This is a genomic window from Saccharothrix sp. NBAS 001 (genome assembly GCF_056640475.1).
This window is the reverse complement of the sequence record NZ_CM153251.1, coordinates 8,076,462-8,095,955: the sequence shown is the minus strand read 5'-3', so window position 1 is coordinate 8,095,955 and position 19,494 is coordinate 8,076,462. Positions and strand designations below refer to the sequence as shown.

Annotated in this window: 18 protein-coding genes; 5 read left to right on the top strand and 13 right to left on the bottom strand. The window is 72.5% G+C overall.

Going from position 1 to position 19,494, the window contains the following annotated elements; translation table 11 throughout:
- The first annotated feature begins 76 nt into the window (after nt 1-76).
- On the top strand, nt 77-928 hold the full coding sequence (locus AC0HI0_RS35650; protein WP_480927874.1) for a helix-turn-helix domain-containing protein: 852 nt from the start codon (nt 77-79) through the stop codon (nt 926-928).
- A gap of 13 nt (nt 929-941) precedes the next feature.
- Nucleotides 942-1,136, top strand: a complete 195-nt coding sequence (locus tag AC0HI0_RS35645; protein WP_480927873.1) for a DUF397 domain-containing protein — start codon at nt 942-944, stop codon at nt 1,134-1,136.
- Here the strand turns inward: AC0HI0_RS35645 and AC0HI0_RS35640 are convergent.
- The 9 genes from AC0HI0_RS35640 to AC0HI0_RS35600 all read right to left on the bottom strand — a co-directional run bounded on the left by AC0HI0_RS35640 (nt 1,124) and on the right by AC0HI0_RS35600 (nt 11,816).
- Nucleotides 1,124-1,516, bottom strand: a complete 393-nt coding sequence (locus AC0HI0_RS35640; protein WP_480927872.1) for a DUF2304 domain-containing protein — start codon at nt 1,514-1,516, stop codon at nt 1,124-1,126. The genes AC0HI0_RS35645 and AC0HI0_RS35640 overlap by 13 nt on opposite strands.
- Nucleotides 1,517-1,529: 13 nt before the next feature.
- Complete coding sequence (locus tag AC0HI0_RS35635) at nt 1,530-2,231, bottom strand: glycosyltransferase family 2 protein (RefSeq protein WP_480934460.1); 702 nt, start codon at nt 2,229-2,231, stop codon at nt 1,530-1,532.
- A gap of 48 nt (nt 2,232-2,279) precedes the next feature.
- A complete protein-coding gene (locus tag AC0HI0_RS35630; RefSeq protein ID WP_480927871.1) occupies nt 2,280-3,545 on the bottom strand; it encodes a polysaccharide biosynthesis protein in 1,266 nt (421 codons plus the stop codon).
- Entirely contained in the window at nt 3,542-4,549 is a 1,008-nt protein-coding gene (locus AC0HI0_RS35625) for a glycosyltransferase family 2 protein (RefSeq protein ID WP_480927870.1), read from the bottom strand. The genes AC0HI0_RS35630 and AC0HI0_RS35625 overlap by 4 nt, the downstream gene beginning before the upstream one ends.
- 47 nt (nt 4,550-4,596) lie before the next feature.
- A complete protein-coding gene (locus tag AC0HI0_RS35620) occupies nt 4,597-6,606 on the bottom strand; it encodes a DUF6541 family protein (RefSeq protein ID WP_480927869.1) in 2,010 nt (669 codons plus the stop codon).
- Between the two features lie 177 nt (nt 6,607-6,783).
- On the bottom strand, nt 6,784-8,700 hold the full coding sequence (locus AC0HI0_RS35615) for a DUF6541 family protein (protein ID WP_480927868.1): 1,917 nt from the start codon (nt 8,698-8,700) through the stop codon (nt 6,784-6,786).
- A gap of 46 nt (nt 8,701-8,746) precedes the next feature.
- Nucleotides 8,747-9,715, bottom strand: coding sequence for a Gfo/Idh/MocA family protein (locus AC0HI0_RS35610; RefSeq protein WP_480927867.1), 969 nt, complete (start codon nt 9,713-9,715; stop codon nt 8,747-8,749).
- Nucleotides 9,712-10,809: a DegT/DnrJ/EryC1/StrS family aminotransferase gene (locus AC0HI0_RS35605; RefSeq protein ID WP_480927866.1), complete on the bottom strand. Its 1,098-nt coding sequence runs from the start codon at nt 10,807-10,809 to the stop codon at nt 9,712-9,714. Before AC0HI0_RS35605 ends, AC0HI0_RS35610 begins: the two co-directional genes overlap by 4 nt.
- A gap of 194 nt (nt 10,810-11,003) precedes the next feature.
- Nucleotides 11,004-11,816, bottom strand: coding sequence for an HAD family hydrolase (locus AC0HI0_RS35600; RefSeq protein ID WP_480927865.1), 813 nt, complete (start codon nt 11,814-11,816; stop codon nt 11,004-11,006).
- A gap of 59 nt (nt 11,817-11,875) precedes the next feature.
- Here AC0HI0_RS35600 and AC0HI0_RS35595 point away from each other — a divergent pair, with 59 nt between their 5' ends.
- Genes AC0HI0_RS35595 through AC0HI0_RS35585 form a run of 3 tightly spaced genes read left to right on the top strand, consistent with a single transcriptional unit; the run spans nt 11,876 to nt 15,073 of the window.
- On the top strand, nt 11,876-12,742 hold the full coding sequence (locus tag AC0HI0_RS35595) for an LLM class flavin-dependent oxidoreductase (RefSeq protein ID WP_480927864.1): 867 nt from the start codon (nt 11,876-11,878) through the stop codon (nt 12,740-12,742).
- A 21-nt stretch (nt 12,743-12,763) separates the two neighbouring features.
- Nucleotides 12,764-13,930, top strand: a complete 1,167-nt coding sequence (gene lhgO / locus AC0HI0_RS35590; RefSeq protein ID WP_480927863.1) for an L-2-hydroxyglutarate oxidase — start codon at nt 12,764-12,766, stop codon at nt 13,928-13,930.
- A 45-nt stretch (nt 13,931-13,975) separates the two neighbouring features.
- Nucleotides 13,976-15,073 carry a UDP-N-acetylglucosamine 2-epimerase gene (locus AC0HI0_RS35585; RefSeq protein WP_480927862.1) on the top strand — a complete coding sequence of 366 codons (1,098 nt, stop codon included), beginning with the start codon at nt 13,976-13,978 and terminating at the stop codon, nt 15,071-15,073.
- 55 nt (nt 15,074-15,128) lie between these two features.
- Here AC0HI0_RS35585 and AC0HI0_RS35580 read toward each other — a convergent pair whose 3' ends face one another.
- Genes AC0HI0_RS35580 through AC0HI0_RS35565 form a run of 4 tightly spaced genes read right to left on the bottom strand, consistent with a single transcriptional unit; the run spans nt 15,129 to nt 19,493 of the window.
- The gene (locus AC0HI0_RS35580) at nt 15,129-16,349 is read right to left on the bottom strand and encodes an acyl-CoA reductase (RefSeq protein ID WP_480927861.1); all 1,221 of its coding nucleotides are present in this window, start codon (nt 16,347-16,349) and stop codon (nt 15,129-15,131) included.
- Nucleotides 16,346-17,392 (bottom strand): LuxE/PaaK family acyltransferase, encoded by a 1,047-nt coding sequence (locus AC0HI0_RS35575; protein ID WP_480927860.1) that lies wholly within the window; start codon nt 17,390-17,392, stop codon nt 16,346-16,348. The genes AC0HI0_RS35580 and AC0HI0_RS35575 overlap by 4 nt, the downstream gene beginning before the upstream one ends.
- Nucleotides 17,389-18,762, bottom strand: a complete 1,374-nt coding sequence (locus AC0HI0_RS35570) for an AMP-binding protein (RefSeq protein ID WP_480927859.1) — start codon at nt 18,760-18,762, stop codon at nt 17,389-17,391. The genes AC0HI0_RS35575 and AC0HI0_RS35570 overlap by 4 nt, the downstream gene beginning before the upstream one ends.
- Nucleotides 18,759-19,493 carry an SDR family NAD(P)-dependent oxidoreductase gene (locus AC0HI0_RS35565; protein ID WP_480927858.1) on the bottom strand — a complete coding sequence of 245 codons (735 nt, stop codon included), beginning with the start codon at nt 19,491-19,493 and terminating at the stop codon, nt 18,759-18,761. The genes AC0HI0_RS35570 and AC0HI0_RS35565 overlap by 4 nt, the downstream gene beginning before the upstream one ends.
- Between the last annotated feature and the right edge of the window lies 1 nt (nt 19,494).

The following is a 19,494-nucleotide window of genomic DNA, read 5'->3' as shown; positions in this document are numbered from 1 at the left end:
CGTGAAAAACTCGCTAGCCTTCGAGTTCGATCAAGGGGGTGGTGCAGTGACCGGCAGGCGAGTCCAGACAGAACAGGTGCAGATCGCCGCGACCCTGCGCCGGATGCGTGAGCAGGCGAAAGTTTCGCGCGAGGAAGCCGCCACGTTGCTGGGATGCACGGTCTCGAAGATCGGCGACCTGGAAACGGGGCGTTCGCGACCCAAACCGGTCGAGTTGGAACGGCTGCTCGACCACTACGGTGTCGTGGGCGACGAAAGGGCCGAATTGTTGCAGTTCGCACGAACCGCCCGCGGCCGACGGGCGCCCAGTCCTTACACCGCGGCCACCGTACCGAACAACCACCGCCGGATCGTGGATCTCGAAGCGCAAGCCGTGTCGTCGCTCTGCTACAGCAGCGAACTCGTCCCAGGCATCCTGCAAATCCCGGCCTACGCCAAGGCGACGCTGGAATGGGGATCGCAGGACCGGCCGGCGGAGGAACTGGCCAGGCTGCTCGACCTGCGGGTGGAACGCGCCAAGCTGTTGGCGCGCCCGGAACGACCATTGCGCTACTGGTGCGTCCTCGGCGAAAGCGCGCTGCGGGTGGTCGTGGGAAGCGCCGAGGTGATGCGGCAGCAGGTCGAGCACCTGGTCGAACTCAACACCCGGTCCGACAACGTGATCATCCAGGTGCTGCCGCTCGACGCCGGGATCCACGCGTTCCGCGGCATGATCGCGACGCTGCACCGCTTCCCGCCGCCGGCACCGGACATCCTGCTCACCGACAGCTACGGCCGGGAGGTCCTCCAGGACAAGCCGGCGGTCGTGGAGCGGGCCACCTACCACCTCGACCTGTTGCGCGGCATTGCGCTCGACCGCGAGCGGAGCACCCGGTTCCTGCGCGGGACCAGTGGTCGTCCGGCGGAGTGCGACGGCGCGGCCCGGTGAAATACTGGGGCCCATGGCCCTTCACACCGACCAGTGGTTCGTGCCGCGCCGGACGACGAACGGCACCACGTGCGTGGAGACCAAGTTCACCGAGGACGCGGTCCACGTGCGCAACAACCTGCGCCCCGACGCCGGCACCGCCACCTTCACCCACGAGGAGTGGGCCGTGTTCGTGGCCGGCGTCAAAGACGGCGACTACGACCTCTGAAGCTGCTGCTCGGTCGCCGCGACGCGGTCGTCCAGCTCCTTCTTCGCGTCCTCCAGCTCGCAGCGCAGCAACGCGATCTCCTCGACCGTCGTGCGCACCTCTTCCTCCAGGTGCCCGACCTCGCTGCTCAGCTGCAACACCACGAACAGCAGCACCACTGCCGCGCAGGCGAACAGGAAGTTGGCCGCGAGCTGCACGCCGGTCAGGTTGGCGAGCCAGGACGGCAGACCGGGGACCGCGCCGAGCACCACGACGCCGACCCCGACCAGCAGCCACATCGCCGCGTACTTCTCGCGCAGCTTCCGCCGCCGCATCATCTCGACGACGATGACCAGCACCACGACCGCGAGGACGATGCTCAACAACCGCCACATTGGCATGATGACCGACCTCCTAGGCCGCTTCGTGGGAGCCCTGGGCGGGCTTGCGGCGCATCAGTGCCAGCAGCAACGCCAGCGACGCGCGCATCAGGTAGACGGCGGACTTCACCGGTGACGTGCTGGGCGTGCCGCCCATGCGCATCCGCATCGCGACGGGCACCTGGCGGACCTTCAGGCCGCCGCGCACCGCCATCACGAGCGATTCGAGCGTGTCACCGAGGTACTCCGCCGGGTAGTGCTGCGAGAACAGCGCCAACGCGCGCGGCCCCGACGCCTTGAAACCCGACGTGACGTCGGTCAGCTTCGTGCCGGACACCCGCGACAGCACGAAGGCGAACACCTTCATGGCCCACCAGCGCGGGCCGCTGGCCTTGTAGTCGCCCTTGCCCGCGAACCGCGCGCCGATCACGATGTCGGCGTTCGCCAGCTCGCGCAGCAGTGCCGGCACCTCGGCCGGGTTGTGCTGGCCGTCGGCGTCGACCTGGATGGCGACCTGGTAGCCGTGCCGCACGGCGTACCGGTAGCCGGTGCGCAGGGCACCGCCGACGCCGAGGTTCACCGAGAGCCGCGCGACCTGCGCGCCGCTCTCCCGCGCGCGCTGCGCGGTGCGGTCGGAGGATCCGTCGTCCACGACGAGGATGCCGACCTCGGGCAGCTCGGACCTCACCTCGGCGACGATCTTCTCGATGTTGTGCTCCTCGTTGAACGCCGGCATCACGATCAGCACTCGACGCAGGTCGACCGAGTCAGACACGGTGGCAGCCTAACCATTCTCTTCGACGGGTCCGACGGCGCGTTCCCGGAGCACCAGCCACGCGCCGAGCGCGAGCCCGGCCGTGGGTGCGACGACCAGTCCGAGGACCGCGCGCACGACGATGTCACCGGGCGACAACCAGAGCACGAGCACGCTCAACGCGGCCACCACGGCCCACAGCCCGACCAGCGCGCCCAACTGCTTGCGCGCCACCAGCACCGCGGCCAGCAGCATCACCGCCCCGAGCAGGACGGACGACCACACCAATCCTGCCACCACCCACGGCTCGACCAAGTACTTCGAGCTGAACACGAGTGGAATCAGCCATGGCCCCAGCAAAGCGCCCAGCGCGGCACCGGCCGCGGCGACGGCCGCCGCGACGGCCGCGCCCTTGGCCAGCAACGCCCGCAGCTTGCGGCGGCCGGCCTCGTCCACCGACAGCCGCACCACGGCGGGCACCGCCATCGCCTGCAAGGGCGACAACAGCAGCAGCGGCAGCCGCGCCACGGTCAGCGTCAAGAACATCGCCGCCAGGGTGTCGCCGTCCTCGGGGGTCTTGAACAGCTTCGCGACCGCCGGGTAGCCGGTGATGACGCTCGCGGTCAGGCCGGCGCTGAGCACGAGCACGAACATCCGCCGGGCGACCACGCCCCACGGTTCGCGCTCGCCGTGGAAGTCGACCAGCGCGCGGGCGCGCCAGGCGAACACCAGCCACGCGAACGACCCGACGGCGACCGCGACCGTCAACGGCACCAGCCCGTTGACTCCGGCCACCACGAGACCGCCCAGCAGCACCGCCCGCAGCAGCGCCTCGGTCACCACCAGGCCGCTGTACGGCTTGACCCGGTGGTGCCCCATCAACAGGCCGCGCGCGCCGAACTGGAACACGAACCCGATGGCGGCGGCGACCGCGACCAGGGCGATGGTGCCGCCGCTGTCGCCGAACAGCCGGGAACTCACCGGCGGCAGCAGCACGACCGCGCCGAGCAGCACCACGACGGCCGCGCACACCGCGAGCACCTGGACCGCGCCGAACCCGCTGCGCCTGCCCGCCACGTCGGCCAGCGCCGCCTGGCGCGACACCTCCTGCTCGATCGGCGACATCGCCGACCCCACGCCGAACACCAAGCCCCAGAACACCAGGAAGATCTCGTTGTCGGCCGGCGACAACGCGCGCGCGGTGACGATCAGCAGCGGGTAGCCGAGGCCGGCCGCGACCAGCGTCGCGATGCCGACGGTGCCCAGCGAGCGACCCGCCACCGGCGCCTTGCTCACCTGCCGAGCCGCTTCCGCAACGCCAGGGCCAGGCCGCGCGCCGCGCCCGCGCCGAAGCACGCGGCGAACAGCGTCAGCAGCTTCACCACGGCCAGCGACTGGTCCTTGGACCCGCCGCTCTTGCGCACCACCGCGCCCGCCGCGACGGAGCCGGCGGCGGCCAGCGCGATCGCGGCCTTCGGCTTGCGCAGCAACAGGATCAGCCCGGCCACGCCGACGCCCGCCGCGCCGAACGCGGCGTTGCGCACCGGGCCGGGCGAGTCGAGGTAGCCGTCCACGAAGGTGCTGCCCCGGAAGTAGGCGTGCCGGGTGAACTTCGACAGCGAGTCGCGGCTGTTGTACTCGGCGGCGAAGCCGGGCGCGATGAAGATCGGGCCCTGCTCGGCGATCCAGCGCAGCATCCGGGTGTCGTCGCTGGCCAGCCGCACGTCGTCGTAGAGCGACGAGAACGACATCGCCGCTTGTTCGAGCAGCTCGCGGGGCGCCAGGAACAGCCCGGTGCCCTTGGGGAACGCGTCGAAGTCCGCGGCGGTGAACGAGGTCAGCCGGGGGTCGGCCACGTACCGCCGCCAGCCGACCGCGACCAGGCCCTGCATGAAGGCCCCGTACGGGTTGCCGGTGTTGTCGGTGTTGATGTGGCCGTTCCACACCGTGCGCTCGGGGTGCTCGGCCAGCTGGTCGCGCAGGAACACCAGCGAGCCGGGTTCGAGGATGACGCGGCTGTCGAGCATCAGCACGAGGTCGCCGGTGGCCTTGGTGATGCCCGCCAGGCGCGCGGCGAACCGGCCGCCGTTGGGCTGGGTCAGCACCGTCACGCCGGGCAGCTCGGCGAGCCGCGCGGGCGTCTCGTCGGTGCTGCCGTCGTCCACGACGACGATCTCGGCGTCCCACCGGGCGTTGTCCAGGGCGGCGCGCAACGCGCCGACCGAGCGGCCGATCCAGTCGGGCTCGTTGAACACCGGGATGACAATGCTGAGACTGGGCACGTTGCTCCGGCTCGTCACGCCTCACAGTATCCAGCGGTCGGGGGTCGCGGTCGGCAGGGGGGCCGTCACAACCGGTCCAGTTCGTAGACCGACACGGTGCCGGAACGGAACCCGAGGTGCAGGCCCGGCAACCCGTCGAGGCGCTTGAGCCCGTCGGCGGTGGAGAACACGAATCCGCCGACCCAGTTCTCCGGCGAGGATCCCGCGCCGATCAGCGGCGCTCTGCCGTCCACGTACACCCAGCGGATGTTGAACTCGGTGAGCATCCGCCGCACTTCGGCGTCGTCCGGGTAGCGGTTGAAGTCCCGCAGCAGCCGGTAGGTCGCCGGTGTTTTCACGTTGCCCAGCGAACTGGTGTTGAGGATCGGCACGCCGCGCTCGACGTAGAGGAACGTGGAGCCGTCGTTGGCGGAGTTGAGCACCCGCTCGCCGGGCCGCACCCGGTCGGCCAGCCAGTCGATGGCCTTGCGGTCGTCGCCGTCGACCCGGGTGAAGTCGGGCCGGGCGTACCGGCTGGCCAGGTAGCGCGACTCCATCCGCGAGTAGTTCGCGGCCGGCCACGCCAGGTAGACCAGGGCCGCCAGGAGCGCGAGGCCGCCCGCCGCCCAGCGGGTCCGGGACCGGACGGCCGGCGCGGCGCGGGCGGCCCGCAGGGCGAGCGCGGACGCCGCGACCACCACGCCGAGCCCGGCGAGGACCGGCGCGAACAGCGACAGGTGCGCCCAGATGCGCAGGTGGGCGTGGTAGAAGAAGCCGGTGACCAGGGCGTCCGGGCCGACCGCCGGGCTGGTCGCGTAGCCCACCTCGACCGCGAACCAGGTCAGCCACGCGACCAGCGGGCCGTACCCGCGCCGGGCGAGCAGCAGCACGACCACGCCGAACAGCGTGATGACCGCCGCCGCGACCTGGGACCGGCCGGTGTTGCCCTCGATGTACCCGGTGTAGATCATGGTCAGGGCGTCGCCCACGGCGATGCTCAGCGGCGCGGGCCCGACGTCCGCGCCCGCGCCCGCCGAGCCGCCGGCGACGCCGAACACCTGCAGCAGCACCGGCAGCCCGGCGACCAGGGCCACCCCGCCCGCCGGCAGCAGCCGGGGCAGCGCCACGCCGAGCCGGCGGGCCCCGCCCCTGGTCAGCAGGTCGCCGGCGCACCAGCCGAGCAGGCTGACCGCGACCGAGGCGAGCGCGCTCGGGTGGATCGCCAGCGCGCCCATCGCGCCGATCCCGGCCCCGACCGCCGCGCTCCACCCGCGCCGCAGGGTCAGCAGGGCGGCCAGCACGCCGGGGGTGAGCACCAGGGTCGTCGCGTTGGGCAGGATGCCGCCCTCGTGGATCAGCGAGAAGACCGGGCGGTAGAGGCCGACCGCGACCACGGCGGCCAGGCCGGCGGCGATCATCGCGCGCGGCGGCGCCAGCCGGGCCCGGCGCGCGGCCACGTGCGTCAGGGCGGCGACGGAGGTGGCCCAGCCGGCCCCGAGCAGGACGACGGTGACCGCGTTCATGCCGACGACCGTGTCGCCGAGGATCGTCGCCGCCGGGGCCATCAGCAGGTGCAGGCCGGCGGGGTAGAACGCCACGCCCGAGTCGGTCAGCACGTCGGTGGGCATGAGCTGCCACGGCGCGCCGTGGCCGGTCCGCGCGATGTACGCGGTCACCACGTGGTGGGTGATCATGTCGTGCTCCTGGCCCACCGTGGCCAGCGTGCGCAGGCCCCCGAACCAGGTCGCCACGGACAGCGCCGCGGCGGCGAGCACCAGCACCAGCCCGGCCGCCCAGACCACCCGGTTCGACGTCGCCCGCCACCACCCGGGCGGCACCGGCCGGACGCCGCGTAATCGCCACCCGCCGACCGCCGCCGCCACAGCCATGACGGCGGCCAGCGGCCACGGCCCGTACGGGAGGTCGAGCACCGCGCAGACGACCGCGACGAGCGTGGCGACGCCGACCGACACGGCGGGCGAGAGCCCCACCAGCCAGACCGGCCGGCGGACGCCGAGCGCGAGCAGCAGGGCCGTTCCGGGCAGCGCGACCACGAGCAGTGCGACGAGCAGAGCGGGCAGATCGCGAGCGATCACCGGGTCACCGGACCCGGCCGGAAGTGCGTCATCAAGTCCCCGTCGAAGTCGACGTCGTCGAGGACCGAATGCTTTCGCCCGTTCCGCCGGCCGAACAAGGGGCCAGAAAACAGAAATAGTATTCGGGGTCGATACAAGAACGGCGGAATCCGCAGACCGCGGATTCCGCCATTCGCGCTATGGTCGGGTGGAGCCTTCCGGCAGCACCTCGTAGACCACCGCGCCGCTGTTCTGGTAGACCCGGCGCAGGTGCCGCACGGAATCCAGGTCGCGCATTCCCGGCGGCCGTTCGCCCTTCCGCTGGACCATGCCCTCGCCGACGATGGCGTACCGGATGTTGATCCGGTCCACCAGTTCGCGCACCTTCGGGTCGGTGTCCAGGCGGTTGAAGTTGTCCTCCAGCCACCAGGCGTCGCTGTGCTCCGGCGGGCCGTAGTAGTTCCAGTTCATCGGCGTCACGCCGGCCAGCGGGTACATCCACACCGCGCCGTCCCGGACGTCGTTCGCCACGACCTCGCCCGGCTTGGCGTGCTCGCCCAGCCACTTGTACGCCTCGACCTCGGCGTCGCTGACCACGTCGCCGTTGTAGTGCCAGCCCAGGCGGGTGGTGTTCGTGGTCAGGTTGCCGCCGCTGCCCACCGCCAGCACGGCCACCACGACGGCCGCCGCGCCCACCGGCAGCGCCGTCGCGGCCCACGGCCGGTCCACGCGCTTGCGGAGCAGCGCGGTGACCCCGCTGCCCACCGCGTGCGTGAACACGCCCACGCCGACCGCTCCCACCAGCGGGAACAGCGCGGCGATGCGCCACGCGTCGTTGTAGAACGGACCGGTCAGCACGGACAGGAACGGGAGTTTGTGCGACACGGCCGAGATGAACATGACCGAGAACACGCCGTAGGCCGCGACCGCCCACACCACCTGGCGACGCCACAGCAGCACCAGGCACCCCAGCAACGCGGGCACGCCCGTCCAGTAGAACGGCGGCGGGTCGCTGGAGGAGAACAGCGCGGCCTGCTCGAACGCGCCGAACGCGGTGCCCAGCACCGGCCACTCGGCCCCGGTGATGCCGCCGACGTTGACCAGCGCGGGCAGCACGACCGGCACCGCGAACACCAGGCCGAGCACGCCGGTCAGCGCGATCGGCTTCCAGGCCCGCTTCCAGTCGACCTTCTCCAGCCGCACCAGCAGCGCCAGGACCAGCATCGCGCCGTAGATGGCGACCACGAACGCGAGGCTGGTGTGCAGGCCGACCAGACCCGCCAGGGCCACCGCCACGGCGACCGGCGCGCCGATCCCCCGCTGCCCGTCGACCAGCGGCTTGAGCAGCGCCAGCACCGCGGGCACCAGGGCCACCGCCGCCACGAACGGCCACAGCGGACCGCGCCACAGCAGGTCGTACGGGAAGGTGCCGAACCACGACGCCACGGTCGCCGCCACGGCCACCGCGACCGGCGGCAGCCGCCACGCCAGGCCGAACGCGGCGATGCCCAGCGGCCACGCCAGCAGCACCATCATCGCGGCGTAGTTGAGCAGCACCGCCATGTCGAACGCCCCGGTGTCGAACACCGGGGCGAGCAGCGAGTGGTAGGTGTTGGGGTAGAAGTACCCGGCCTTGCCGGGCGTGTTCGCCAGCGTCGCCAGGTCGGCGGGCGAGAGGTTGCCGTGCTCGGCGATCCACCGGACGGCGCTGCCGTGGTACGGCGCGTCCCAGTCTTGGCTGACCGCGTGCACGGACTTCACGCCGCGCAGGTAGGTGACCACGCCCCACGCCACGCCGAGCGCGACGCCGACGCCGACCACGACGTGGTCGCGCCGCGACCTCGGCTCGGCGACCTCGGCGACCGGTTCGGCGGGCGCGCGCCGGCGCACCAGCCAGGTGGCCAGGGCGGCCAGCGCGACCAGCAGCGCCGCCCAGCCCAGGGCCGTGCCGGTGTTCCAGGTCAGGCCGACCCTCGGGAACACCACCACGGCCAGCGACACGACGCCGAACGTCAGCGCGGGCGCGATGGCGGCCAGGGTCCAGCCCCGCAGCCTCAGCGCGAGTCCCAGCGCGAGTCCCGGCACCCAGTAGGCCAGGACGACCAGGGCGATCATCTGCGGTTCCCCTGTGCTCTCCGGACGTCCGCGACGGGACGGGTGGTCATCGTGCGGTGGCCGACTGCGCCCGCACGGCGGCCACGGCCCGGTGGGACGGCAGGATCGACGCCCGCTCGACGTCCGCGTCCACCTTCCCGTCGATCAGGTCGAGGAAGCGGTCGAGCTGGGTGGCCAGCGGCTCCCGCGCGGTGACCAGCTCGGGGATCTCGATGATCGCCTGCTGGCGGTAGCCCCGGCCGTCCGGTGTGGCGGCGTCCTGGGACACGTGGTGGTAGATGGTGATGTTGCGGGTCAGCAGGTCGACCTCGATCAGCCGGTCCAGCTCGGTGATCGACAGGGTGCGGATCTTGCGCTGCCCGATCCGGCTGGCCGAGACCGACGCGATCGCGCCGGACGGGAAGCCCAGCAGGGTGTTGACCACGTCCTCCGCGCCGGGCACCGAGTCCGGGTGGAACTGGCCGACGCCCGCCGAGAAGGTGGTGGGCTCCGCGCCGCCCATGCACCGGATGGCCAGGTCGACGTCGTGCACCAGCAGGTCCCACGCGACGCCGGTGCGGATGCGCGGCGCGTACGGCGAGTGCCGCACGGCGGAGACGTACACCGGCTCGGTGAGCAGGTCGAGGGCCGTCATCACGGCCGGGTTGTAGCGCTCCAGCAGCCCGCACATGATCGGCAGGCCGCGCCGCGCGGCGAGCGCCAGCACCTCCTCGGTCTCCGCGAGGTCGGCGCACACCGGCTTCTCCACCAGCAGCGGCTTGCCCTGCTCCAGCACCTGGAGCGCGAGCCCGTAGTGGGTCTCGGTGGCCGACGCGAGGACGACCGCGTCCACGTCGGACAGGTCGCCGATCTCCGGCGACCAGGCCGCGTCGTAGGCCTCGGCGACCTTGCGGCCGACCTCCTCGCGCGGGTCGACGATGCGGGCCAGCTCGCAGCGCTCGCTCTGGCTGGTGACGCGGGCGTGCAGGGATCCCATGGAGCCCACGCCGACGAGGGCGATCTTCGGGGTGGTCACGCGCCCAGCACCTCGCGCACCGCGGCGACGACCGCGTCCACGTCGGCGTCGGTCAGCTTCGGGTGCACCGGCAGCGACAGCGCCTGGCGGGCCACCCGCTCGGCCACCGGCACGTCGGAGATGACGACGTTCGGGTTGTCCCGGTAGCAGTCGTAGTCGAAGACCGTCTTCGGGTAGTAGATGCCGTTGCCGATGCCCTTCTCGGTGAGCCGGGCGGCGACCTCGTCGCGGCCGACCGGGGCGTCGTCGGTGATCAGCACGGTGTACTGGTGCCACACGTGGGTGCGGCCGGGCAGCGTGCGCGGCGTCTTGAGGCCCTTGATGTCGGCCAGGCCCTTGTTCAGCGCCTCGGCGTTGCGCTGCCGCGCCTCGGTGATCGTGGCCAGCTGCTCCAGCTGCGGGATGCCGATCGCGGCGTGCACGTCGGTCATCCGGTAGTTGTGGCCCGCGACCTCGTACTGGTAGCGCGCCCGCATGCCCTGGTTGCGCAGCACGCGCAGCCGGTCCGCGAGGGTGTCGTCGGACGTGGTGATCACGCCGCCCTCGGCGGTGGTGATGTTCTTCGTCGCGTACAGCGAGAAGCAGCCCAGGCCGTAGCTGCCGGCGGGCTTGCCGTCGAAGGTCGCGCCGACCGCCTGCGCGGCGTCCTCGACGATCGCCAGGCCGTGCTCGGCGGCCAGCGGGACCAGCCGGCCCATGTCGGCCATCTGGCCGTACAGGTGCACCGGCATGAGCACCTTGGTGGCGGGCGTGAGGGCCTGCGCCGCGGCGTCCGGGTCGATGTTGAAGTCGTCCTCGGAGATGTCCGCGAACCGGGCGGTGGCACCGGCTTCGAGGATCGCGTTCAGCGTCGCCACGAAGGTGAACGGCGAGGTCACGACCTCGTCACCGGGCTTGAGGTCGAGCACCTGGAGCGAGGCGACCAGCGCCGTGGTGCCGTTGTTCACGGCGACCGCGTGCGGCACGCCGGCGACCTTGCCGAACTCATCCTCGAACCGCTTGACCATGGGGCCCTGCGCGATGGCTCCGGACCGCAGGACCTGGAGCACCAACTCCTCGGCCGCCGCCACGTCAACGACAGTGATGGGGATCATTCAGCAGCTCTCCGCCTTCAGAAATACCTGGCAACACGATCGGCACGGTGCCTTCGGCCTGCTACGCGGGGCACCACGCTACCTCTAGAGACGCGCGGCATTCGGCCTGGGTTGGCCGGCCCGCCGCCGCCCCCGTGATCCACGCCGTGATCCACCCCGTGACCGGGGTGTCACGGCGCGGTCACCTGACGGGGTCAGAACCAGCGCTCCAGCACCATCGCCACGCCGTCCTCGGCGTTGGGCCCGGTGACCTCGTCGGCGGCGGCCAGCGCGTCCTCGTGGCCGTTGGCCATCGCCACGCCGTGGCCCGCCCAGGTGAGCATCTCGACGTCGTTGGGCATGTCGCCGAACGCCACCACGTCGGCCCGGTCCACGCCCAGCCGCTCGGCGACGTCGGCCAGGCCGGTGGCCTTCGTCACGCCCGGCGCGGCCAGCTCCACCAGGCCCATGGTCGTGGAGTAGGTCGCGTCGACCTGGTCGCCGAGCAGCTCGACGATCGCCAGGGTCATCTCCGCGCTGGTCATCTCGCGGTGCCTGACCAGCAGCTTCACCACGGGCCGGGCGAGCATCCCGGACCGGTCGCCGTTCGGCTCGCGGCCCTCGGGCCACGGGTGGGCGTAGCTGTCCTCGGCGATGAACTGGGGCACCGTCTCGTCGAACGCCGACTCGCCGGTCCGCTCCACCGCGAACGCCACGCCGGGCAGCACCTCGTCCAGCGAGGTCATGATGTCGCGCAGCAGCACCGGGTCGAGGGTGCGCTGCCACACGACCCGGTCCTGGCCCAGGTGGTAGAGCACCGCGCCGTTCGCGCACACCGCGTAGCCGTCGAGGCCCGCGGCCTGCGCGATGTCCGGCACCCAGCGCGGCGGGCGGCCCGTGGCCAGCACGAACGGCACGCCGGCGGCCACCACGCGGCCCACCGCCGCGGCCGTGCGGTCGGTCACCCGGTGCAGCGGGCTGAGCAGGGTTCCGTCGACGTCCGAGGCCACCAGTCCAGGTCTTTCCACCCCCCGATGATGCCTGGTCCGGCTGCGCTCCGGGGCCGGCACCTCGTTACCGTACGTCCGTGCGCACCGGCATCGTCATCCTTCCCGAGCACCGCTGGTGGTTCGCCGAGCCCAAGTGGCGCGCGGCCGAGGAGTACGGCTTCCACCACGCGTGGACCTACGACCACCTGGGCTGGCGCACCCTGGTGGACGGTCCGTGGTTCGGCGCGGTGCCGACGTTGACCGCCGCCGCGATGGTGACCCAGCGCATCCGGCTCGGCACGTTCGTGGCGAGTCCGAACTTCCGCCACCCGGTGCCGTTCGCCCGCGAGCTGCTCGCCCTGGACGACGTCTCCGACGGCCGGTTCACCCTCGGCGTGGGCGCGGGCGGCGAGGGCTACGACGTCGAGGTCATGGGCGGGGAGCCGCCGGCCCCGGCGGCGCGCACCGCCCGGTTCGGCGAGTTCGTGGAACTGCTGGACGAGCTGCTGCGCAAGGACCGCACGACGTGGCGCGGCGAGCACTACGCGGCCGTGGACGCCCGCAGCGCGCCCGGTGGCGTGCAGCGGCCCCGGATGCCGTTCCTGGTCGCCGCGAACGGCCCGAAGGCGATGCGGGTGGCGGCGAGGTTCGGCCAGGCGTGGGTCACCACCGGCCCGAAGGCCGACGACCTCGACGCGTGGTGGCGCGGTGTCGCCGAACTCACCGAGCGGTTCACCGGGATCCAGCACGAGGTCGGCCGCCGGGTGGACCGGTACCTCAACCTCGACTCGGCCCCCCGGTACTCGCTGAGCAGCGTCGAGACGTTCCGGGACGCGGTGGGCCGGGCCGAGGCGCTCGGGTTCACCGACGTGATCGCGCACTGGCCCCGGCACGACGGCGTGTACGCCGGGAGCGAGTCGGTCCTGGAGGAGATCGCCGCCGATGTGCTGCCCGCCCTGGGCTGACGCCGCGTAGATTCACGCCCCGTGCGGCACATCGTGGTTATCGGCGGCGGGATCGTCGGCTTGGCGGTGGCGAACGAACTCGCCTCGCGCGGCGATCGGGTGACGGTGCTGGAGAAGGAGGGGCGCTGGGGCGCCCACCAGACCGGCCACAACAGCAACGTGGTGCACGCCGGGCTCTACTACAAGCCGGGGTCGCTCAAGGCGAAGATGTCCGTGGCGGGCAACCAGTCGATGATCGACTTCGCCCGCGCGCACGACGTGCCCGTCGAGGTGTGCGGCAAGCTGGTCGTCGCCACGTCCGCCGAGGAGCTGCCCCGCCTGCACGCGCTGGCCGAGCGCGCCGAGGCCAACGGCGTGCCCGCCAAGCTGATCTCCGCGGCGGAAGCCCGGGACTACGAGCCCGAGGTGGCGTGCGTCCAGGCGCTGCGGGTGGAGAGCACGGGCATCATCGACTTCCCGGCCGTGTGCCGGGCCCTGGTCGACCGGCTGCGCGAGCACGACCTGCGGCTGCACACCCCCGCGCTGGCCATCCGGTCGCGCGGCGGCAAGGTCGAGGTGGCCACGCCGCAGGACGTCGTGCGCGCGGACGTGCTGGTGAACTGCGCCGGCCTGCACAGCGACCGGGTCGCCGAACTCGCGGGCCTGACGCCGGGCGCCCGGATCGTCCCGTTCCGCGGCGAGTACTTCGAGCTGCGCCGCACCGAGCTGGTGCGCGGCCTGATCTACCCGGTGCCCGACCCGACCTTGCCGTTCCTCGGCGTGCACCTGACCCGGATGCTGGACGGCACCGTGCACTGCGGGCCCAACGCCGTGCTGGCGCTGCGCCGCGAGGGCTACCGGTGGCGGGACGTCTCGGCCCGGGACCTGCTCGACGTCGCCCGGTTCCCCGGCACCTGGAAGCTCGCCCGCAAGTACGCGCGGACCGGCCTGGAGGAGGTGCTGCGGTCGTTCTCCCGCAGGCGCTTCGCGGAGAGCCTGGCCCGCCTGGTGCCCGAGGTCCGCGAGGACGACCTGGTGCCGTCCTCGGCGGGCGTGCGCGCGCAGGCGATGCGCCCGGACGGCTCGCTGGTCGACGACTTCCTGGTGGAGAGCGCGCCCGGCCAGGTGCACGTGCTCAACGCGCCGTCGCCGGCCGCCACCGGGTCGCTGGAGATCGCGAAGCACGTCGCGGACCTGACCCGGGGTTAGGACGCGGAATCGGAACACCGATTTCGCCCCGGTATTCTGCGGGGCGTGATCTCCTTCATCCTCGGCACCACCGCGGAACTGATCAAAATCGCCCCGGTGTTCCACGCGATCGCGGACCGGGGCACGAAACCGCAGATCTGGTTCACCGCGCAGCACGTCGACCACGTCGCCGAGACGCTGGCCGACCTCCGCCTGCCGGAACCGTCCGTGTGGTTGGTGCCGAAGGATCAGGCCGTGCACATCGAGCGGCCCGCGCAGGTGCCCGGCTGGGCCGCGACGGTGCTGCGCAACGCGTGGAGCAGGCGCGCCGAGCTGCGGTCGATCCTGACCGACGACGGCCGCCCGCCGCTGGTCATCGTGCACGGCGACACGTTCACCACGCCCTACGGCGCGCTGATCGGCAAGCGCATCCTCAAGTCCCGGGTGGCGCACGTCGAGGCGGGCGCCCGGTCGGGCAGCCTGCTCTCGCCGCTGCCCGAGGAGCTGAACCGCAAGCTCGCCGCGAAGATCGTGGACCTGCACTTCGCGCCCACGGCCAAGGAGGTCGACAACCTCCGCAACGCGCGCGGCGCGGTCGTCAACACCGGCGCGAACACCGCCATCGACGCGATGCGGCTGGCCATCGACGCCGAGCCGACGTTCCCGCTGCCCGCCGAGTTCGGCCTGGCCACCCTGCACCGCTTCGAGCTGGTGTCCCGGGCGGACAAGTACCGGGAGGCGCTGGAGCTGCTGCGCAAGGCCAGTGAGCGGATGCCGATCCTGTACCTGGCGGGCCCGCCCGAGCAGGACCGGATCAAGCAGTACGGCCTGGGCGACCTGTTCGACGGCGAGCGCTTCATCCTCAAGCCGAAGCTGCGCTACCTGGCGTTCCTGCCGGTCATGGCGCGGGCGAAGTTCGTGGTCACCGACTCCGGCGGCCTCCAGGCGGAGTGCAACTACCTGGGCGTCCCGTGCGCGATCCACCGCGAGCGCACCGAGGACCGCCACGGCCCCGGCACCACGCTGCTGCTGACCGGCATGAACGGCGACAAGCTCCAGGCGTTCCTGGACGACTACGAGTCCTACCGGCTGCCCAACCGGATGGACGACTTCCACCCGAGCAAGATCGTCGTGGACACCCTGGCGCAGCTCGGCTACTGCTGACGACCGGCCGCTCCCGGACGGCCCCCGCGCGGCGGCCGTCCGGGAGCGGTGACCGCTAAGCGGTGACGGTGACCAGCCGGGTGAACTCCGAGAGCAGGTCGTAGCCGTCCCACAGCTGCGAGAACGTCAACGCCGAACCGAACGGCACGATCCGGTCGATGCCGCGCCCGGCCAGCGCGTGCGCCAGGGCTTCCAACTCCTCCTGGGAGAACCCGAACACCGACAGCGTCTGGTCCTTGCGCTGCACCATCGGCGCGAACTCGGCCAGCGACGCCAGCGTCGCCATCGGGAACGTCCCGGCGCCCAGCCACTCCCGGGGCACGTCCTTGGCCTCGGTCAGCTCCACGGTGGCCACCGCGTTGCCCGCGAACGAGATCGAGCGGGCGTGCCCGTCCGCCGCCACCCCGTACGCCGACACCCGCTTCTGCACGGCCATCGCGGGCTCCACCACGTGCCCCTTGCCGGCCAGGACCTCGCCCAGCAGGGCCAGGAACTCGGCCCGGCCCCGCTCGGCGCGCTCCACGTCACCGACCCAGAACAACGCCCGGGGCGACGCGCACGCGGCCTGGTCGAACCAGTACGAGTCGTTGTAGAACCCGACCACCGCGTCCCGCCGCCGCTCGGCGGACGCGGACGCCCACCCGTCCGCGGACAGCACCGCGAACGACGCCCGGTCCGGGAACGTGACGTCCCGCGCGTGCGGCGGCAGCGGGTGCCTGCGCACCTCGGTGACCGCCCGGTCGCCGCCCCAGACGACCCGCAGGTCGCAGGCGGCCGACAGCGCGGCGGTGACCGCGTCGTCCCGGTCGTAGGTGACCATCACCTGGGTCTGCGCCACCGCGGGGTGGGCCGTCGCCAGCGCCTCGTTCAACGCGTCCACCACGGCCGACGCTGCACCGGCCGAGCGCGGCGAGATCCGCACCACGTTCCGGTTGCCCGCCAGCGCCGACAGCGCCCACGAGTAGACGAAGATCGTGTCCACGTTGGCCGGCGGCACGTGGAACACCGTGCCGCGCGGGAACCTCAGCACGCCCGCGCGCTCCGGCGCGGCCAGCACCTTCGCGATCTCGCCGCGCCGCAGGAAGAACCCGAGCGAGGCCAGTTCCGGGTACTGCCGCGCGGTCGCGGGCGCGAGCAGCCTGCGCGCGAACGCCACCAGGAAGTCCACGATCCGCTCGTCGCCGACCCGCAGCGGGCCGTCGACCGGCTCCTGCGCCAGCCCGGCCAGCAGCTCGGGCACCTCGACGTCCGGCCCGGCCGGGAACCGCCGCCTCACGCGACCGCTCCGGAGAACGTGTCCGAGCAGCCCCGGGCCTCGGCGCGGGGCAGCCTGCCCAGCACGGAGAACCGCTTGCCGGGCCAGTCGCCGTCGTCGATCCCGTGCACCACACCGAGGTCCTCGGTGAGCAGCACGTGACCGGGGTACGAGCGCGGCAGCGTCGAGAGCACCTCGATGACACCGGGCGTGCCCACCGGCTGCTCCTCCCAGGTGTCCGGGTCGCGGATGATCACGTCGGCGAAATCGGGGCAGTACAAGGAGTTCCCGGACGGTCCTTCCAGGAACACGGTCCCGATCTGCTCGATCATCCCGTAGTAGTTGTGGATCCGGGTCAGCCCGGTGTCCTCGGCGAACCGCCGGCGGAACTCGGCGTTGTCCACCGCGATGTCGATCAGCTTCTTCCAGCCACCGGAGTGGATCAGGATCCCGTTCGACAGGTCCAGCGAGTGCTCCCGCGCGACCTCGTACAGGTACTGCCACACCATGAACGTGAAGCCGAAGATCAGGAACGGCTCGGAGCCGTGCTTGGCCAGGAACTCCTTGACCGCCTCGACGTCGGGCCGGTCGTCCTCGTCGAGCGCGTAGACGTGGTTGCGGCCGAAGTTCGCCATGCCGAGCACGCCCGCGCCGCGCGCGGAGAACGAGCGCCGGTTCTTGATGATGCCGATGGTGTCCACCATCAGCATCGGCAGCCGCTTGCCGCCCAGCACCTCGGTCAGCGTCGCGCCGAGCTGGCGGGGCTGCACGGCCGCGGCTTCCTTGTCCAGGTAGATCCGCGACGCGCCCGCGCCGGTCGTGCCGGAGGAGGTGAGCACCTTGAACACCTCGTCGTCCGGGACGCTCTTGAGGTCGTGCGTCTTGAACATCCGCACCGGCAGCCACGGCAGCTCCGCCAACGACCCGAACCCGGTGGGCGTGCCCAGCGAGGACAGGATCCGGTCGTAGGGCGGGCAGTGCGCCCGGTGGTGCGCGGTGAGGGCGGTGAGTTCCGCGAGCAGCGCGGCCTCCCGCTCGGCCTGAGGTCGGGCGAACACGCTCATACCTGTGCCTCCAGCGCCCGGTAGTCGACCTTCCCGCTGGCCAGCAGCGGGAACCCGTCGACCGGGCGCACGTCGAATCCGGTCACGTGCAGGTGCAGCGCCTCGGCCAACGCCTTCGCCGCCGCCTTGCACTCGTCCTTGCCCGCGCGGTCCAGCCACACCACGACCTTGTCGCCGGCGGGCACGGCGGCGGCCACGCCGAACTCCTTCACCAGCCGCTCCAGGTCGTCCAGGTTGACCCGGTTGCCGAACACCTTGCCGATCCGCTTGAGCCGGCCGGTCACGTACAGGTAGCCCTCGGCGTCCAGGTACCCCAGGTCGCCGGTCGCCAGCACCCCGCCCACGACGTCCGGCAGCGCCAGCTCGGCCTCGGTCTCGGCGTAGCCCATCATCACGTTGGGCCCCCGGTAGACGATCTCGCCGACGACCTCCGGCGCGACCACCTCGGACCCGTCGTCCAGGCGCACCGCGAACGACCCGCCGGGCAGCGCGCGCCCGGCCGAGCCGAGCTTGTCGGCCAGCCGCTCGGCGGGCACGGTCGCCATCCTCGGCGCGGCCTCGGTCTGCCCGTACATCACGAACATCCGGCCGCCGACGGCGGTCATCCGGTCGTCGAACTCGGTCACCAGCTCGGTCCGCAGCCGCCCGCCGGCCTGCGTCAACGTGCGCAGCGTCGGGTACTTGGCCGGGTCGAACCGCAGCCGGCGCAACATCTCGTAGTGGTAGGGCACGCCGGCCAGCGACGTCGCGCCGTACTCGGCCACCGCGTCCCAGAACGGCCGCGCCACCACGCCCGAGCCCTCCAGCAGCACGGTCGCGCCGCGCAGCAGGTGGCTGTTGAGCACCGACATCCCGTAGCTGTAGTGCAGCGGCAACGTCGTCGGCGCGACCTCGTCCGGGCCGATGCCCAGCACGTCGGCGATCGCCGCCGCGTTGGCCAGCAGCGCCCCCCGCGACAGCCGCACGAACTTCGGGTTGCCGGTCGAGCCGCTGGTGGGCAGCAGCACCGCCAGGTCCGGGTGCGGCGCGACGCCGTCGGCGTCCTCGCGCACCCAGTCCGCGCGGTAGCCCGGCGCGGGGTCGCCGTCGGCCCCGATCACGGCGGCCGGCCGGAACCGGGCCACCAGGTCGTCCAGCACGGCCCGGTCCTGCGCCGGGTCGAGCAGCGCCACCGCGCGCCCGGCCTCGAACGCGCCCAGGTAGGCCAGCACGGACCGCACGTCGAGGCCGACCCGCAGGAACAGCACGCCGGGCGGCAGCGCCGCGTACGAGCCGGCCACCTCGGCCACCCGCGCGGCCAGGACCTCGCCTCCGAGCAGCTCGCCCGACGCGGCGTCGCGCAACCGCGCTCCGGGGTGCACCAGCCTCACAGCACCAGACCCCCGTCGATGCCCAGCACCTGCCCGGTGACGAACGACGCGTCGTCGCTCGCCAGGAACCGGATCACCGCCGCGACCTCCTCGGCGGTGCCGAGCCGGCCGAGCGCGGTGTCCGCCTCGACCTTGGCCAGCACCTCGGCGGACTGCCCGTCGATCAGGTCCGTGCGGATCACGCCCGGCGCGACCGCGTTCACCCGGATCCCGTGCCGGCCCAGCTCCTTGGCCGCCGACTTCGCGGTGGCCGACAGCGCCGCCTTGGACGCCGCGTAGACCGTCTGGCCCGCGTTGCCGCGCTCGCCGACGACCGAACCGAGCAGCACGATCGAGCCCGACCGCTTGCGCATCATGGCCCGCGCCGCCGCCTGCACGCAGGTGATCGTGCCGGCGACGTTCGTGGCCAGCGTGGAGCCGATGTGGTCGTCGGTGAGCATCCCGATCAGCCCGCCTTCGAGCACGCCCGCGCTCGCCACCAGCACGTCGATCCGGCCGTGCTCCTTGGCGACCGCCTTGAACACGTCCTTGACCGCGGCCGAGTCCGTCACGTCCAGCGCCACGCCGGACACCCCCGGCCCCAGCTCGGCGGCCCTCTTCGCGGCCACCTCGGCGTCGCGCCCGGTGAGCACCACCGTCGCGCCCGCGCCGGCCAGCGCCGCCGCCGTCGCGAACCCGATGCCGCGGGTGCCGCCGGTGACCACCGCGACCTTGCCGTCGAAGCTGCTCACC

Bases quoted from the DNA above. Each gene is read 5' to 3' on its own strand.
- AC0HI0_RS35645 (WP_480927873.1), top strand. From the start codon at position 942: ATGGCCCTTCACACCGACCAGTGGTTCGTGCCGCGCCGGACGACGAAC.
- AC0HI0_RS35615 (WP_480927868.1), bottom strand. From the start codon at position 8,700: ATGATCGCCCTGGTCGTCCTGGCCTACTGGGTGCCGGGACTCGCGCTG.
- AC0HI0_RS35640 (WP_480927872.1), bottom strand. From the start codon at position 1,516: ATGCCAATGTGGCGGTTGTTGAGCATCGTCCTCGCGGTCGTGGTGCTG.
- AC0HI0_RS35635 (WP_480934460.1), bottom strand. From the start codon at position 2,231: ATGCCGGCGTTCAACGAGGAGCACAACATCGAGAAGATCGTCGCCGAG.
- AC0HI0_RS35575 (WP_480927860.1), bottom strand. From the start codon at position 17,392: ATGAGCGTGTTCGCCCGACCTCAGGCCGAGCGGGAGGCCGCGCTGCTC.
- AC0HI0_RS35605 (WP_480927866.1), bottom strand. From the start codon at position 10,809: ATGATCCCCATCACTGTCGTTGACGTGGCGGCGGCCGAGGAGTTGGTG.